The sequence below is a fragment of the Mesorhizobium sp. M7A.F.Ca.US.006.04.2.1 genome, from assembly GCF_004022915.1.
Lineage (GTDB): Bacteria > Pseudomonadota > Alphaproteobacteria > Rhizobiales > Rhizobiaceae > Mesorhizobium > Mesorhizobium ciceri.
In genome coordinates this window covers 1-3,593 of sequence record NZ_RZQA01000685.1, presented here as the reverse complement: position 1 = coordinate 3,593, position 3,593 = coordinate 1, and the positions used below count along the sequence as shown (strand labels likewise).

Below are 3,593 nucleotides of genomic sequence, written 5' to 3'. Positions count from 1 at the left end.
GGCCCAGCGTCTGCGCCGCCAGTTCGAGATCCGAGGTGCCGGCGATCATCACCGTCGGCGGCACCGGCACCTTGTTGTAGGCCATCAGCTCGTTGAGATAGACCTTGTTGGTGCAGCGGATCATCGACAGTGGATCGTCGATCACCGGCATGCCTTCCTGCTGGGCGCGGCGGGCGAAACGATAGGTGTGGTTGGAGATCGAGGTGGTCTCGCGGATGAACAGCGCGTCGTAATTGGCGAGCTTGGCCAGGTCCCGCTTGGTGATCGGCTCGATTTCGACGCCCATCTTCTCGGCGATCTTGGCCCAATAGCGCAGCGACGAGATCTCCGAGGGCGGCAATTCCTCATGCGGGTCGACCAGCGTGGCGAAGGTGTAGCGCGCCGGCGTACGGCCCTTGGTGTCGCGCCACTCCCGGTTGGTGTAGGTTTCCAGGCACTGGATGAAGCTTTTTTCCTCGTCCTCGGTCATCCGCGCCAATGGATGAAAGCCGATCTTGCGGATCGAGGCCCATTCGGCGCTGTCCTTGATGTGGACTTCGAGCGCCGGTGCGCGGAACCAATCGAACAACAGCTTGGCGAAACGGTCCCAGATTTTTGACGGCCCGATGCCGAAGAAGATGCAGACCTTTTGCGGAAAGGCGCCACCAAGATCCTTGCGGCATTTGTTGAGCGCCAGTTCCAGTTCCGGCAGCGCGTGCTCATAGAGCTTGCGTTCCGACAGGTCGATCATCGTCTCGACGGTCGGGATCACCTTGTGGCCGCGCGAGCTTGCCAGCAGCGAGGCATAGTAGCCGCGGCTCTGGTAGGCGTAATTGTTCGACAGGTTGATGACCTTCGGCCGCTGGCCGCGAAACAATGACGGATGCGCGAGATAGTCGCGATTGGTGATGATCTTGTGCGGTGTCGCCACCTGGTCGAGATCGCTCTGCCTGCCGGTAAGGATGACCCAGGTCATTGTCTGTCACGCTTTCCCAGAGTGATGGCGGCACGCAGTCCATCGCGACCGAACTGCGCCATGTTCATGAAGATGCCGTAAGGCACGGGAATGTTGGCTGCATCAAGGATGGTCTCCTGCCTTTCATCCTCGACCCAAGGGTCGTGGATCAGGATATGGTCGCCGTCATCGCCGATCGCCAGCACCCAGTGCGGCACCTTCTTGCCGAACATCAGGAAGCCGCTGATCAGCACCAGCACCAGCTTTCCCCCAGCGATCGCAGCGCGGATATCGTCGATTGTGAATGCACGGTAATTCACCGGGATGCCGTAAAGTTCCGCGCGTCGGCGAAAGTCGACCTGCGCCAGTTCCATTACCCTGCGCTTGTCCTCGCTGCGCACCGATTGCAGGAACAGCGCGCCATAGAAGGAGACGTAGATCTCCACCGCGAGCCCGCTCTCGTAGCCCGAGACAGCGAGGCCGAACGGCTCGCAACCGCCGGGACCCGACATCATGAAGACGGTCGTCGCTTCACGCCACAGGCGGATTTCCATGACCGGATCCGGCACGAAGCCGCGATCGAAATTGGCCATCGCCATCATCAGGCAGCACGGACCGCAGGTGAATTCGCAGGTCTGCGGGTAGAACGGCACCTTGGTGGCGATCGGAATGTCGCCACGCAAGGTTTTTTCGTAGCGAAGTGCCGTTTCGCCATCCTCATAGTAGCCGGGCTCACGCCCGATCTTGCGATAACCGGCCCGTTCGTAGATGCGGATCGCGCGGCTGTTGTCTTCGCGAACTTCGAGACGCAGCATCATGCGGTCGTGCTCGAAGGCGGCATCTTCGGCGGATCCGAGCAGGATGCGGCCGACACCCAGCCCGCCGAAAAACGGACTGGTCGCAATCGAGTAGAGGCGCGCCACGCCGCTGCCTTTGCGAAACAGCACGATCGCATAACCGGCCACGCGGCCGTCGACTTCGGCGACCAGCGTCTCGGCGGTTTCACGCTCGATGAACAGTCGGAAGGAGCGGCGGGAAATACGGTCGCTTGAGAAAACAGCTTTCTCGATGGCGGCGAGATCATCGACGTCAGACGCGCGGGCCGTGCGGATCTCGGCAGGCATGCGGCTTCAGAAAACCTCGATTGGTGGTGGAAATGGCCCTACTCGAACACGTCCTTGACGCCAACCAGGGCGTTGGGAAAACCGGCGTCCACCTGGGCGCACGAAGTCCGCTCCACCACCTTGAATCTTCGCCTCGTTTTTCCAAAAACCGTTTCCGATTTTCGGGGCGATGCGACGGCATTCATCAAGCGCTATCGCACCTCGATTAGGGCCGAATTGTGACAAATCCGACGCCGATCCGACGGGCGCAAAAGGTCCTTCGGCCGGATCAGCATTCGCGGATCGACGGCACCGGCAAAAGCGGTGCCGTTCAGCTTGCCAGCCCGTTTACAAGTTGCGTGTAGGCGTTCCTGGCGACCTCGTTCAGCCGCTCGCGCGGCAAGGAGCCGACGACGGCGCAGCCATAGCCCTTGTCCAGCCAGTAGACGGCCTCGGGTCCGTCTTGCGTGGCGGCGTAGGTGCCCTTGGCATTCTCCGTCGATTCCGTGGTGACGAACAGCGATATACGCTGCCCATTGCCGTCCTCGTAAAGCAGCATGGCGGCCTTGCTCTCGCCTGCCGGAAGCAACCGGCCGCCGACCAACTGGAAACCGTTCGCGGTCAAGTCGGGTGCCACCAGCTTCAGCCCTACCCGGTTGGACAGCCAGGTCTGCAGATGGTCCTTGTCGCTGGCCGGAACCTCGACGGCATGCCGCTTTTCGGCGGCATAGATGACATGGGCCGCGATTGCCTGCTCGGCCAGCCGATCTTCCGCCGGGTCCTCCTGGCCGATGCCGTCGACGCCGGCAAGGTAGCCACCAAGCCCGCCGGCGACCAAAAGCACGGCGGCAGCAGCGGCAAGCCACCAGCGCGAGCGTGGCACAGCTGCCTTGACCGGCGCCTCGCCAAGCACGACCTTGCGCAGGCGCGCGGGCACGGCTTCGTCCAGCACCCCGGCGAAGGCGGCCTGCAGCGCCGTCCGGTCGGCGGTGAAGCGGGCGCTCCTGGCCTTCATCTCGGGATTGGCGTCGAGCCAGGCGTCGTAAGCGGCGCGCTCGTCTGCAGGCAGCTCGCCATCGAGCGCCATGTGGATGTCCCGTTCGGAAAAGTCGCGGCGGATCATTTCTCGACGATCCTTATTGCGCGGCGACGCGCCGTATCGTCCAGCAACCCACGCAATTCCTCACGCCCGCGCGCAATGCGCGACATCAGCGTGCCAGCGGGGACGCCCAGAATGTTGGCGGCTTCGGCATAGGAAAAACCTTCGATGGCAACCATGACAAGAGCTGCGCGTCGATCGGGGCTGATCGCCTGCAACGCGTCGATGATCTCGCGCGAGGCGATACTCTCCACCTGCTCTGCCGGCTGGGCAACGGCCTCGCCCGCCTCCAGCGGCAACATCGCCGCCTCGCCGCGGCGGTTCACCTTGCGCATCTGGTCGATGAACAAATGATGCATGATCGTAAACAGCCACCTCCGGGGGCTTTCTCCTGTCTGCCAGTTGTCGAGCCGCACAAGCGCCCGCTCGAGGCAATCCTGGACAAGGTCGTCGGCAG

At 62.7% G+C, this 3,593-nt stretch carries 4 protein-coding genes; all 4 read right to left on the bottom strand.

What is annotated here, in order from left to right; all coding sequences use genetic code 11:
• The coding region (locus EN925_RS28045; protein WP_128337076.1) for a RimK-like ATPgrasp N-terminal domain-containing protein at positions 1–955 on the bottom strand (955 nt) is incomplete at its 3' end.
• Complete coding sequence (locus EN925_RS28040) at positions 952–2,058, bottom strand: peptidase C39 family protein (RefSeq protein WP_013532575.1); 1,107 nt, start codon at positions 2,056–2,058, stop codon at positions 952–954. The genes EN925_RS28040 and EN925_RS28045, both read right to left, overlap by 4 nt.
• Positions 2,059–2,368: 310 nt before the next feature.
• Positions 2,369–3,160: an anti-sigma factor gene (locus tag EN925_RS28035; RefSeq protein WP_027162669.1), complete on the bottom strand. Its 792-nt coding sequence runs from the start codon at positions 3,158–3,160 to the stop codon at positions 2,369–2,371.
• Positions 3,157–3,593: RNA polymerase sigma factor (locus EN925_RS28030; RefSeq protein WP_164888280.1), on the bottom strand; the 437-nt coding region annotated here is incomplete at its 5' end. The genes EN925_RS28035 and EN925_RS28030, both read right to left, overlap by 4 nt.